The following is a 13,839-nucleotide window of genomic DNA, read 5'->3' on the forward strand; positions in this document are numbered from 1 at the left end:
AATTCCTTTGATTAAAACTCTTTGTTTTAATTTATCTTCTATTGCCCATCTCAATGATCTTTCACAGCATCATCATTAATCTGCATAGTAATAGATACTTCTTTTAATGTTCTTTTCCTCTTTTTCTAATATTATTTCTGTTACTCCGCCATCAAAATTCATTACGACCTCTATTTTTCCAGATTTTACTTTAAATTTAACATCAATTAACCCATTTTTGTTGATGTTCATTATACTGTCAACCATTGGTATTCTTTTTGGCAAAGCAGATGATTTTTCAACTAGTTTACTTGAAATAATTTCCTCATAAACTTTAGCCAAACTTGTATTTTTTATCGTACAGACTTTACCACTTCCCATTTCTACCGTCACATCTTCACACTCAGCTGCAGATTTTTTATCTTTACTACTTTTTACAAATGCGATTACACACCCATCACTTTCAACAAACATGTAATTATCGACAAAGAAAGCATCCTGAAAATATTTGTCTAATTCAGAATTCTTGTCATACACTTTCTTATTCCGAATACATTCAATTTTATTTGGCAAGATGATCTTGAAATCATCTTTCAAAATCTTCTGATATGCTCGAAGTAAATATTTATGTTCAAAAAAAGATTCCGATAAAACTTTACTTCTGTACACTTCATCAGAATATTTATTTGAAATAAATACAGAATCCCCAGAAATATCAATGATTAAAGACTTAAACTTTTCAACATCGCAAACATACTCGTCTTTTAATAATGGTACAGCTTTATAAAAAATCCAATTATTTCTATTTTTTACTTTAGCTGAAATATCAGTAATCTCCGTTTTCTTTTCTTTATTTATTACATGATTTTGGTGTTCCTCTTTTTTACATGAAAAAAGAGATAATAAAACTAAAAAAACTGTAACTCTAAAATAAAAAAACTTAGTGATTTGAATCATATACATTATATTTAAACATTTTAATTTCGGCCTTTCTCCTAACAACTAATCCTTCTAGTCCTCCATTTGTTACATCACCCATTTCGTCAGCTCCCCCCTCATAGTCTTTTAAATTAATTTTTTTCTTTATCTTCGTTACTCCGTCATTAAGACCTCCTACATTTAAAAAATTCTGACCTGTATTATATAAGAGACTAACTAATGCATCGAATTCATTTTGATACAAATATACATGAATATCTCTTTTTACAGCGTTCTCGAACTGTATTACCCTTTGCTCGAATAATTCTGTTGCTCTTTTTATATCAATACCGTCCTTGAACTCCTGAGGTTCAGAGCCATTACACGGAAATTTATGAACTAAATGACCATATCCAATTGAACAATTGCGTTCTTTTGCATCATCATTATAAAGATGTGGACTAAACTGTTCCCAGTCTTTTATGAATTTTTTTCCTTTTTCACTTAACCTCATTTTTTGTATATCCATTCTATTGCCTTGCGGTCCTTTCTTTTGCTTACCATTAAATGCATTTTTATATCCTTCCATTAAGATATCAACCGAATCAATTAAATCCTTTCTACGTTTGAAAGGAGATCCATTTAATGTATTTGTAAGTGGGCTATCTAAGTTTTCCCCATTTTCCGTCGAAAAAATTTCAAAATGCAACATATAAATATCTTGTCCAGTGATTACTGTAACTCCTACGAGCTTTCCTGTTTGCCCAATAGTATCTCCCTGTTTAACAATATCATTTTTCTTTACTTTTATACTTTTAGGATTTAATTCACCATACCTTGCGATAAACTTTCTGCCATCTTTTAATTTGTGTAAAACTGTGACCTGATTTGTTTGCGAATAAAAATAAGCCGTTTCTAAAACTTTCCCATCAGCAATAGCAATCACTTCTGCATTTTTCTCAGTGTACAAATCTCTCCCTCCATGTTTTCTTGCTCCATAATCTCTATAAGAATCAAAGGTTGCTTGATTATGTCCATCAGCCGCAGTCCAATTATAGTTTTTACCCCATTTTGAGCCAGTATTATTTGTAGGCTTTTCTAATAATGGAAAAATAATTTCTTTCTTTTTCATACTCTCACCCACAACCATATTCAATCCTTTATAACCTAAATGCAAAGTAGAATGTCCCTCGATACCAACATAGTAGCTCAATTTTTCGCCGACTTTTGTTCCTTTAAGACGGGTTATTTTAAAAGTCGCAGATGCATTGCCTTCTGAATCTATTTTTACTTTACTTCTAAAATTTGGTTTTTCCCTGGCTTTATGAGATGTTAGTACAATCTCTTTACCGATCATGTTTTGCGTTTTTGCGACAATGGTTACATATTCACCGCTATAACTAAGAGGAATTTCATCCTGTGCCGTTACTCTTTTTCCATCATATTGAAAATAAGCATCTTTTATTTTTGCACCCGTTGCAATCTTTAAAACCGCAGTGGTGTTAACATCGGTATTTCTCTTAAATGCGTATAGTTTATCATTTTGTATTCCCATTAACTTGAAACTAATTTTGGCTGTTTTACCCTCCTGAACCCCAAAACGTTTCTGAAAAATATCATCAAAAGTTATAATCTTATTTATTTCACCACTTTCATTCGTTGTCGTTTCATTATAATAAGAAGCCTCTTTACTGCCGTTTAAGTAAAAACTAATTCTTACTTTCTGATTTTCATAGCCCGGAATCTTCGCTTTTACATGGTTTACTTCTCCCGAAAAACCGGAAGTTTCTTTTTTGTCACCATTACTATAAGCCCAATACGCCTCAGTTACTTGCGGACGCTGTACTTCCATTTTGAAAGTAGCTTTAGCATCGACACCTTTTGCTGCGTCCATAAAGGCTTCTACTGTGTAGTGCCCTTCTTTATCGGGTACAGATATCCCAAAAGATTCCCATTTATGAAGGTGCTTTCTTTTTGGAGCGCCTTTTTCAGTATACCAGATATCTCCTGCCGTCAAATACGGATTATTTTTAGAATCATAAACGATCCATTTTACATCCTGTTTTTCTTTATCTGTAGGAGGTATTTTAAAAGTTTTTGCTTCTAAAGTAAAAGTCTTGTTTGAACCACCCAATAAAAAGACATTTTTGTTTGATTCTCCTTTAATAGGACCAATACTGGTCACTTCATTTTTAATTGCTGAAACTTCAAACTCCTGCGTCAATGCATATTGATCCTTACTGATTATTTTAATCTTATAAGTTCCCAAATCAGGCATCAATACACTAATGTTTCCTGTTGAATCCAGTTCTTTTTCGTCTGAAATTGTGGTTCCTTTATTATTAATTTTGGTCTCTATTTGATAGTAAAGTTTTAATGGATTTAGTGATTTTACTTTCGGGTATTTTAAAGCTGTTTTAAATATAAACTCTTTCGCTGAAGGTCTTACCGATCTTCCTTTAACTGTGGAAGGAGGTAAAATTACAAGCTCCTGAGCCACTATTTTTACTTCTACAAAAGCGAATGACTTTTTACTTTTTTTATTGTTGGCTCCGTACTCATCTCCATAGGCTTCAATTTTATAAGTGCCTGCTGTATCAAAATTATAACTAAAGGATATCCCTTCATCTTCAAAAATAGTTTCTTCGTCTTTTTTGCCTTTTCTCCCCTTGTAAACAATCCAGTTAATACCTTCGTTTTTATATCCATTTTGAACGATCAGGGTTTCGTCAAGGAAAAACTCCAAACTTTCTCCTACGATAAAGGAAGAAGCAGTTGTATTTTTTATTTTGACCGCTCCTCTTTTTACTGCATTTCCCTGAACATCTTCATAACTTATTTCTTTTAAGAATGCATAGACAGCTTCTCTTCCAATCTTACCATAAAGTCTATCTGCACTTAAATTAGGATAAATTTTGGTTTTAGTGGTTATACTAATTGTACCAGGTAAGTCATCCAGTCCCTCTACTTGTCTTAGCAATAAAAACAGTTCATTATATTGTTCGAAAAGATTAGCAACATTGGTGGTGTCTTTCTGTAATTCTTGTTGAATTATTTTCCAGCGTTTTTTACTTCCTTCGGAAATTTCCCCAAACAATATATTGGCATCAATTGCTTTAATCATTTTTTCGCGAACGATTTCCCAATTAAAATTTGGGGTCGCTGTTACTAAATTTGACCGTTTTAGAGCGGTGTACATTTCTGTAAATAATTCATGATTTGGTTTACCGTCAAAATCCTGAACAGACACTCCTTTATTTTCATCAAAAGCCTTAGAAATTTTAGTCCAATATTCTACTGCTGTTCTATCATTTGCAGCATTAGCCTGCTCTATTTTTTTTCTGATTGCTTCTTTAACAGCTTCCAGAGTGGGTTCACCATTTGTTTGTAGTTTTTCCGGTATCGTCAGCATTTGCTGCGCCTCAACACCAGAATAAATCTGACTTGTTAAACCTTTACTTAAATTTAAAGTATCATCTTCAACTCCGAATATCGGAGAAGTAGTGTTAGCTGATAGGACAGCACTCATCATTGTGCTGTTGATAGTATCAGCAACGTCTTCTCCGATTGAAGTATTAACATTTGTTGTTCCAAAAGGAATAGTTCCAGCCCCTCCTTTTACATTATCAAAAGTATGTCTCGCTTCTCCGAAAACCGAAGGAGTATTGTTTACCGATAATGCTGTGTTATTTGCTGTTTTAGCAATTGTATCGTTCACGCCTCCTTCGGCTGAGAAATTAGAGTTGTTGACAAAAGGATTTTGGCTCTTCTGCTCCTGCCATAATTGTTCTATATCCTTTTGCTGACTCATTTCTTTTGAAATTTTTGCCAGCTCTTTTATCATGACATCGGTTAAATGTTCAGCACTATTTATATCAGCACTATTTTGTATTAAAATATCGAAATTGTGAATTACGTTTTTACTCATCGGTAGCTATTTTTCAGAGTGTAAAAGTAGTCTCCTAGTTTATCATTTTAAAACTTCAGGACGTTTGTATTCAGTAGTTTCAGTAAGTTTCCATTCTACTGAAACTACTGAATAGAGAAGGTTATTTTTTCTTCTTTTAGAATCCTTCTGTTTTACTTTTACACCCTCAAAAAAAATGAAACAATCCTATTTTCTATAGGTATTTGAAATTTTAAAATTTACTACTCACTCCTATTTAACATCATTAAAAACATGGAAAAAAGACCTAAAATACCGGATAAGAAAAACTTGAAAAACTTCTTAAATCAGTCTTACTTACATCATTAAAAAAGAAAACAAACATGGCTATACAAGCGTTAAATACGATTAAAAACTGGTTCAAAACCGGATTAAAACCAACACAAACACAATTCTGGGATACCTGGGATTCCTTCCGACACAAATACGAAAAAGTTCCTGTAAAAGATGTCGAAGGGATTGACGAATTGCTTTCTGCTAAGGCAGATAAAAGCGTTTTAAATGATCATTTAGCAGATAAAAATGCACATGCCCCACAAGGATTAAAATCAGTGCTGGATACCAATCCTATTGCTGCCTATCCTACTGATTCTCATGGCTACAGTAATGCAACTATAATGGGAAACTACGGCAACTATAAGTATAATAATATAACGGTAGGAAGTGAATTTGACAGCACCTCCTTATTTCAGTTAACAAACCAAATATCACTTGGCTGCAGAGTTTTAGGAACCGGAGAAGAAGGTAACATATCCATTTTCAGAGGTGATATTTCATTAAACAAATATAAAAATGGAAAAAGTACCATAATAAAAATAGCAGACCCGGTATCCAGTAATGTATTTGAATTTCCTGCAAAATTAGAACGATTTAATAATAATACTTATACAATCGCCACCACAGATGATTTTAAAACTATTAATGGAGAATCTATCGTTGGTGAAGGAAATATTTCCATAAATGGAGGAATCGAAGAAGCTCCTATCAACGGAAATCAATATGGCAGGCAAAATGGTGAATGGAAGCAAATTACGGAGGCGTCGACTCCCAATTTACAAGACGTTCTGGCGCAAGGCAAAGTTGCAATACTTAATGGCATTGCTATGCAAATTGAGGATATGGATACAAATAACCTAACTACAATTTCCGGATCCACAATTACTATGACTGATCCATCAAATAACAATAACTTCACGTTATATAATGCAAACGGTTTTCAAACAGTAGGTAAAGCTACTAATAGTAATTTTTCATCTGCAAAAAACGGATTCTTTTATTTCAATGGTGCCTCTGTACACAATAGGCTTGTTTTTGCTGAACCAGGTGAATCAAATTCTACAATTATACTTCCTGCCAAATCAGGAACTATAGCCACTACAGATGAAATAGGATCTCCAGTTTCGGCTACACAAATTGGAATAGTTGATAACATAGCGCTACAAGAACTTGGTGGAGTTGATAAAACAATAAGCGGTGTTCGCATTGGTAAAGGTATTGGGGCCGGAGCAGAGAATATTGTACTTGGTAGTGCTCTTACCGGCAGTTCATTTACGACAGGTGATTACAACACTGCTATTGGATACGATTCGATGATAGCTAATACAACAGGAGAAAACAATTCAGCACTTGGAGAATGGGCCCTACGCAGTAATACAACGGGAAACAGTAATACAGCGATTGGAGTAAATGCACTGAATGCAAATACATCGGGAAATAATAACACAGCCATTGGTCTAAATGCATTAAATGCAAATGCAACTGCTGATTTCAATACCGCACTGGGAGTAAGTGCTTTATCAAAAAATATTGATGGTCATCAGAATGTGGCTATTGGTGCCAGTTCACTGCGTAATAATGTATCAGGAAACAATAACGTAGCCATTGGCACAAGTGCTATGTTTAATACCGTTGGAAATTTAAATTCTAATGTATATGGCGCCTTATGTGTTGCAGTTGGTGCTGGTGCAATGTATTCGAATACGACGGGGAATGCTGTGGCTCTGGGAGCAAACACTTTATTTAATCAAACAACCGGAACGTACAATATTGGAATAGGTGATCAGGCCGGAAGTGGTATAACGACCGGAAGTGGTAATACCATAATTGCTGGTACAGGATTTATATTGCGCGGTGGCGGTATCACAACAGGTTCAAATAATATGATTCTTGCACCAAACAGTGGTAATACTACCGGTATAACGACAGGAAATGGCAATGTGGTTTTAGGAAAAGTAACAGGTCTTTTAGCTAACGCCTCAAATACAATCACTATATCTGATGGAGTTGGAAACATTGCTTTAACCAAAGACACTACTGGTGAGATTAAAGCACCAAATTTGACTAAGACCTTAATAGTTTCAGGAGGTGCAAAAAGTTTGATTAATAAAGAATATTTAGAGCTTACAACATCTGTTGAAAATGCAACTACAGCTGCTTTAACGGCTACAAATCTAAACACAACTTATCCAAATGCGATGGCTGGTTTTCGAGTTGTATGTACTGCTATTTCTGGTGGAGGGTTGATTTATGAAAAAACAGCGACCAGATGGATTCAATACTCAGTTACAACAGTTGCACCTTAAAAATAATATTATAAAATTCTATGAATAAATCAAAAATCGCAGTAATTGCAAGCCTATTAATCGTTTTAACAAGTTTCATTGATACTAAATTTGACCTTTTACAAGATGCCGGATTGACAGAAATAGTTATTAATAGAATCAAACTGATTGGGTTAGTTTTATCAGCTTCATTGCCAAGTATTTCAAACTTGTTTTCAAATAAAAAATAAAAAAATATAGTCCCCTCAAAACAACGTTTTCTGCTGAAACTCCCGAAAAAAGAAGGTATATTTCCTTCTTTCCATCCATCTAAATTATTCTCTGATTCCGGTATATTCAATACAATGAGAGATTACTTTTCTACACATCTGCAATCTAATTTCATTATCAATTCAAACCAACATGGCAACAAATATCAATACCATTCTAAGCTGGTTCAAAACCGGCAAAAAACCAACTCAAAAACAATTTTCGGATTCCTGGCTAAGCTTTTGGCATAAGGATGAAGAGATTCCACAAAATAATATAACCAATCTGGTTAATGTATTAAACACTAAAGTTGAGAAAGATCAGTTTGAAGATCATAAAACTAGTAAAACAGCTCATGAAACTTTATTTGCGTCAAAAGAAAATATTACTAATAAAAGTCTGGCACTTTCCTCATTATCAACCAATAATGATTATCCGTCTTCAAAAGCAGTTTATGACTTTGTAAATAATCTTATAAAAAGTGAAAATAATGTAAATACCGAAAAAATATTAAATCTGGTAGAATCCAATTCGTTGATTCCGGGCAATTATTATTTGATCAATGATTTTCAAACCATTTACACCATTAACGGATCGGACTCTTCTCCAACGCTATTTAAAAGACAAATAAGTTCTTTTCCCGCAAAGTATGCTGCTCTAAATGTAGGCTATGATTTAAATTTAATTGTGGGTAAAAACGTTGTCATAACAAAACTTCCCAATGACTACACTGGGCCATTACTTGTTGGTTCAACAACAACCGTAAGTCTTGTCGCCTCTCAGGGGTTTTATTTCCGTTTCGCCAATGGAATGCAATCCATCATAGGATTAGAATTTGAATATTCAATGCCCAGATATTCCAATGGAATTGCTGATAATTTAGTTGTAAATGATGCTAACGGAAAACCCGTAATACGTCCGGGAGGGGTATTAAATACCGAAGTACACAATGGTACCTCATACATGAATATGTCGGCAGAAGAAAATCTTAATGTTCCTTTAGAATCCATTATTTTAAAGGCGAAATCGACAAAAGAATTTGAATTAGAAGGAAAATCCGTAACCTATCCTGACGATAGTATTGAATATAAATTGCCTGTCGCGGGAAGTGTCGCTACTAAAGGAACGATCTTAAGGAGATACAATAGGGCTCTTGACATTGACTTAAAAATCGACTGGAGAGTACAGCGCTACCGCAGATGGAAAATTTCAGCTGATTCTATTTTAAAAACACTTAACCAGGATCAACCGGTAACTTCTCTAACAGGATTTGACGGTGTTTACCAATTTACAGCTACTAAATCAACGACAGCAACACCAGAAAGATTTTATGTAGCTCATGATTTAGATCATAAATCTTTAACAATCGATGCTGATACAAAGATTGTTGACTTTACAATGGAGGTCAGTTCTTATATGCATGCTAAAGATTTTACAATTTTTAAACTGGATCAAAATCATCAGCCAGTTAATGTCAAAACGATGAAAGTTTCCGGGCTATTTGAGAATACAGTAATTCAGAATAATTTAGGCGAACTTAATTTAGATACAAATATAGATGCTGAAACATTATCAAACACAACATTTGTATGCTCGACATTACTTACAGGAGCTTCTAGTCAAATTTATAATAGTTTATTCTTAGATACCTTCCATAGTAGTAAGACATCATTTGTAATTAATAATATAAAATCATTGTCGAATTTTGTAATTGAAGGATCGGCTTCTTCTCAAATCAGCAATTCTGTGATCGGTGTTAATCTTAACAATTACAGTAGTGGGAGTAAACCTTCTGTTAGATGGATTAGAATAGAGAATATACAAAGTTCATCCTTAAACAAGGTACTTCTGGGCGGAGCATTACCATTTTATAATTTTAATAACTCTACAATCGAAAATAGTACTTTGTATTTCTATAATAACTTACGTAATGAAACTTCACCTATATATACCAATTATAGTAAATTAATATTCAACAACTGTTTACTATTTTCAATGTCCATTTTCAACAGATCTAAACTAGGCAATACTATATTTAACGGAATCACAAGCAGTGTCAATTATATTCCCGCCTCTGCATCCAGAAGAGATGTTTATATCAATTCAGTAGATTTAGATGAAATGAAAATTCAGATGAATAAATTTAATCATAAATTATTCTATGAAGAGCGAGATGCATCGGATGTTTTAACCATTAAAACTTATGCCGCACCTTTATTGTAGGAAAAGGGGAAAACATTCTTAAATATATTCTTCATTGTTAAACTCAAATTTTATTTAACCAATAAGTTAAAGCCTAAAAGAGATCTCTTTACTCTTTTAGGCTTATCTCTTTTCTTTCCACTCCACTCTCAAAAGAAACATAAAAACAACTATACACCAAGGTTTTAGCCATAAATTCTTTCTACTGAAACTACTGAAAACAGCAACTATATTTTTCTTTTTTCAGCTCCTTATCTCTTATTTTTACATCTGCTAATAAACTCTATTAGCATTCTCAAGATCAATATAAAAACACCGCTTACTTATGGGAATATCCTAAAAGTAACTACCTCATCTATTGAGAATATCTTAAACCGTATTACCAACCTTTAAACATCAAATCAATCATGAATTCTACATCCAGAGATTTAGGAGAAATACCCTCGACACCCGATCTGAGTAATTTTAAAAATCCTTTGAAACAACAGTCCGAAGGCAGTATTATTATTGGAAATTTTAACATTACTCCTTTAAATCAGTCACAAACCACTGAAAGTCTTACGGAAATCCTGAAAAGAGAAAGTACAGACAGTTCTATTTAAAACATCGAAATTCTTAAAATCAAAAAAATGTTAGACGAAACAGCAATCGAAAAACTAAAAGAAAAATATGGTAACGTATTAAAACTTACCTCTGATGATCAATCTATAACAGCATATTGCAAAAAACCATCTCTCACAACATTTCTGAATTATCAAAAACGATACAATGATGATCCGCATGATGCAATTTTGTTTCTGTTCAAAGAATGTGCACTTGAAAAAGAAAATTATGATGACGAATTCATGCTTTCTGCAGGAAATTCCATCATCTCAATGATTCGCTCTGATAGTGAATTTAACATCAATGCAACACCTCAAAAAGACGAGTTCAAGAAATCGGCAGCACTTATACGTCAGGCTTTTCAGGTAGATCCTTATCAATTACCGATGGATGAATTTTATAAGCTAATTGAAGAAGCGCTCTGGTTGCAGAAACACAACGAAACAAGACTCGAAAACACCTTTATTACGGCTTTCGCTAAAACATTCTCCAACTAAAAAATAAAAAATAATGAAATTCAATTTTAATGTAAACGAAATCTTAGACTCAAAAGATACTGAATATACGGGTATTAACTATAACGAATCGGAATCGAAAGATTTTATTATCGATAAAACCGGAGGCGAATTTAACCTTAGAGTCTTTGCTCCCTTAATTTTTGAACCTCTGGTAAAGAATGATCTCAATCTGCCTGGTTTACGTATAGATGCTGTAACCGTTAATTTAAATCGCTCAAAAGTTATTAGAAAAGAAGGAATAGAGGGCAGAGATTCCACCATTAAAGAACATATTACAAATGGTGATTTTAGTATTTCGATTGAAGGACTAATTGCCAACGAAAGTGGAGATGAATACCCGAAAGAAAAACTCTTTCTGTTGAAACAATTTCTAAATGCTCCCTATGCCCTGAGAGTAACTCATGCCATTCTGAACCGATTTGGTATTTACGAACTGGTTATAGACTCCTACTCTATTCCTTCTATTTCCGGAACAAAAAACATTCAAAAATTCACGGCCAGCGCCACATCAGACGAAACTGTAGAACTAATAATCAGAGACAATGCTTAAACTAAATGCTAAAATTAAAGTTTATGAAACGGTGAGGCTTATCCCCAGTCCTAAATTTTATGAATTTACCTATGTCAAAAACGTAGAAATCAATAGCTCCTACAAATCGTTAACCGATACCGCCACGATTGTTATGCCTCAAAAAGTATATACCGATACCAAAGGCTTTGATCAGAACTTATTTGCAAATGCAAGCGGTGAACAAAAAACAATTCATGATTTTTTTAAAGTTGAAAATTTCATAGAAATATTTTTAGGATACGACGGAGATTACAAACCGGCTTTTAGGGGTTATATCACAGGAGTACAATCCGATACCAATGCTACTATAACCTGTGAAGACTTAATGTACGCCTTCAAAAAAATAAAAGCAGTAGATAATACCGATGCTCAGGACAAAAATGATACTTTGAATGTTGTAGCCACTAATCCAACCACCAATGTCGAGAACTTTAATCCAAAAACATTTCTTGAAAAAAGAATCAAACCGTTAAATCTTCCATTGAAGATAGATGCTCTTGACGAAAATTTAGGGAATCTAATGATTAACAGGGGGCAAACCCTGGCTCAAGTTTTCGAAATGCTAAAGGATAAGGGAATCTACACCTATTTTAAAATGGAAGAAGCCCGACCTGTACTTACAATCACCAATAACCCGCAAAAACATACAACCGGAGAATTAAGCAGTTTTATCGATCGCAATTTTATCCAAAGTCCTTTGGCCGGGGCAATTGTAAAAAAACTAATCAATCAGGGACTTGAACTTTTGAGTACGCAACTAAATAAAACGATTCAAGCCGCTTCCGGGAACTTTTTAGGGAAAGCACGTTTCAGATTTCGTTACAACATTATTGAAGATAAGTTAGTCGTAGTTAATGAATCGACAAAAAATACCCGTACACGAGTAGAAAAATACTTTAAAAATTCAAACACCCCAATTTACATTGAACTGGGTGACCCAAATGGGCAATTAGTGAAAACCCACGTATTACACAGTGATAGTGATGATTTACCAAACGATCCTACAGCTTTTGAAAAAACAACCACAAAAGTGGCTTCAGAACTGTATCAATACGCCGCATTACGAGCAATGGAATCTAAACCCAGCGGATTTGAAGGTTCCTTTCTCACTTTTGGAGAGCCTTTTGTGCGACCAACCGATAAGGTAATTCTGGAAAATGCTAAAGACAAAGAAAAAAATGGAACCTTTCAGGTCGAAAAGGTCGTGCGAAGTTATAGCGAAAATGGTTACAGGCAAAGGATTTACATAGGTCGAAGAGTAGAAGTTTAATAAAAATATATCATGGGAAATATAACCGATTTAATAAAAGATGTCTCTAGTAAAAATCAAATGATTGAAACCTTTGCTGCAAAAGTCATCGAAATAAATAATGAAATAGAATCATTTCACAATCCTGAAGACGCTTATACGGTAAACATTATGCGTGCCGATGGCGCCATCCTTAAAAACGTACGATTGAAAGCTTCAATCCTCGATGTAGAACAAGGAATTATTACCATTCCTAAAAAAGACAGTTGGGTTTTGGCGACCATTATTGACGGAGTAGAAACAAGAGCGTTTGTTTCGCAGTTTTCTGAAGTTGACAGGCTAATGGGAAGAATACAAGCCACAAATGACCCAAAGTTATTTTTTGATTATAGTGCTGATGGCAATAAACTGCATATTCGTTATATAAAAACGGATACTGCAACAGAAACTAATGAAACGAAAATTCTTGATGTTGCTAAAATAGAGTTTGACAAAGACAAAAACTTTAAGATTAGCTATTTTGATGAAAAAGAAAACCCATTAGCCATTACACATTTTTCACCTGATAGTCTTAGAACGACTTTTAATTCGGTTAAAAATAACATTGTAACAGAAGGCTCGGTCTTAACAATGACAAAAAGTGCTACCAATCTAAAAATAAATGATGATAACGGAAAAAAACGAACTAGTCTATTAATAGCACCAAGTACTATCTCAGCCCGATTATATAATGATGATGAAAAGGAAAAGCTGTCATTTGAAATGAGCGGTAATGAAAGAGCAGAAATAAAAGTTACAGACTCAAACGACACAATACTTTTAGAAAAAAACAGAATCCAATTAAAGAAAGATGCTAATAATTTAATTGAACTTTTAGGTCAAAATGGTGTAAATATATTGACTTCCGGCAACATTAATTTAAAGGGAGATAATGTAAACATAGATGCCAACTCTAATATCAATATTAAAGCAAATAAGGCTATAAAAGTAGAAGCAGTAGGAGATACCACCATAAAAGGAGCAAACGTATTAATAAATTAATT

The 13,839-nt window shown here is 33.7% G+C and carries 10 protein-coding genes; 8 read left to right on the top strand and 2 right to left on the bottom strand.

The genetic code is table 11. The features are described 5' to 3' along the window. Nucleotides 1–75: 75 nt before the first annotated feature. Nucleotides 76–936, bottom strand: a complete 861-nt coding sequence (locus tag OLM58_RS01185) for a hypothetical protein (RefSeq protein ID WP_264530865.1) — start codon at nt 934–936, stop codon at nt 76–78. Then, entirely contained in the window at nt 920–4,825 is a 3,906-nt protein-coding gene (locus OLM58_RS01190; RefSeq protein ID WP_264530866.1) for a glycoside hydrolase family protein, read from the bottom strand. The genes OLM58_RS01185 and OLM58_RS01190 overlap by 17 nt, the downstream gene beginning before the upstream one ends. Before the next feature lie 341 nt (nt 4,826–5,166). Between OLM58_RS01190 and OLM58_RS01195 the strand changes: the two genes are divergently transcribed. The 8 genes from OLM58_RS01195 (at nt 5,167) to OLM58_RS01230 (ending at nt 13,837) form a co-directional block, all read left to right on the top strand. Then, nucleotides 5,167–7,425 carry a hypothetical protein gene (locus tag OLM58_RS01195; protein ID WP_264530867.1) on the top strand — a complete coding sequence of 753 codons (2,259 nt, stop codon included), beginning with the start codon at nt 5,167–5,169 and terminating at the stop codon, nt 7,423–7,425. Between the two features lie 20 nt (nt 7,426–7,445). Then, on the top strand, nt 7,446–7,634 hold the full coding sequence (locus OLM58_RS01200; protein ID WP_264530868.1) for a hypothetical protein: 189 nt from the start codon (nt 7,446–7,448) through the stop codon (nt 7,632–7,634). A gap of 172 nt (nt 7,635–7,806) precedes the next feature. Then, nucleotides 7,807–9,876: a hypothetical protein gene (locus OLM58_RS01205; RefSeq protein WP_264530869.1), complete on the top strand. Its 2,070-nt coding sequence runs from the start codon at nt 7,807–7,809 to the stop codon at nt 9,874–9,876. Nucleotides 9,877–10,262: 386 nt separating this feature from the next. Then, on the top strand, nt 10,263–10,457 hold the full coding sequence (locus tag OLM58_RS01210) for a hypothetical protein (protein WP_264530870.1): 195 nt from the start codon (nt 10,263–10,265) through the stop codon (nt 10,455–10,457). Between the two features lie 27 nt (nt 10,458–10,484). Further along, nucleotides 10,485–10,955, top strand: a complete 471-nt coding sequence (locus tag OLM58_RS01215) for a hypothetical protein (RefSeq protein ID WP_264530871.1) — start codon at nt 10,485–10,487, stop codon at nt 10,953–10,955. Between the two features lie 13 nt (nt 10,956–10,968). Further along, nucleotides 10,969–11,526, top strand: coding sequence for a DUF6046 domain-containing protein (locus OLM58_RS01220; RefSeq protein ID WP_264530872.1), 558 nt, complete (start codon nt 10,969–10,971; stop codon nt 11,524–11,526). Beyond that, a complete protein-coding gene (locus OLM58_RS01225; RefSeq protein WP_264530873.1) occupies nt 11,519–12,817 on the top strand; it encodes a hypothetical protein in 1,299 nt (432 codons plus the stop codon). Before OLM58_RS01220 ends, OLM58_RS01225 begins: the two co-directional genes overlap by 8 nt. Before the next feature lie 12 nt (nt 12,818–12,829). Beyond that, a complete protein-coding gene (locus OLM58_RS01230) occupies nt 12,830–13,837 on the top strand; it encodes a hypothetical protein (protein WP_264530874.1) in 1,008 nt (335 codons plus the stop codon). Nucleotides 13,838–13,839 lie beyond the last annotated feature (2 nt).

The organism is Flavobacterium sp. N502540 (assembly GCF_025947365.1).
Taxonomy (GTDB): domain Bacteria; phylum Bacteroidota; class Bacteroidia; order Flavobacteriales; family Flavobacteriaceae; genus Flavobacterium.